Annotated in this window: 1 rRNA gene; it reads left to right on the forward strand. The window is 54.5% G+C overall.

Features of this window, described 5'->3' with window-relative positions:
* Positions 1-264: ribosomal RNA gene (locus tag DA373_RS16175) — 16S ribosomal RNA — on the forward strand; the annotation flags it as partial.

Below are 264 nucleotides of genomic sequence, written 5' to 3' on the forward strand. Positions count from 1 at the left end.
CCCAGACTCCTACGGGAGGCAGCAGTGGGGAATATTGCACAATGGGGGAAACCCTGATGCAGCCATGCCGCGTGTGTGAAGAAGGCCTTCGGGTTGTAAAGCACTTTCAGTGGTGAGGAAAGGTGAGTGGCTAATATCCGCTTACTGTGACGTTAACCACAGAAGAAGCACCGGCTAACTCCGTGCCAGCAGCCGCGGTAATACGGAGGGTGCAAGCGTTAATCGGAATAACTGGGCGTAAAGCGCACGCAGGCGGTTTGTTAA

The organism is Oceanimonas marisflavi (genome assembly GCF_003049725.1).
In the GTDB taxonomy this organism is placed as follows: Bacteria; Pseudomonadota; Gammaproteobacteria; order Enterobacterales; family Aeromonadaceae; genus Oceanimonas; species Oceanimonas marisflavi.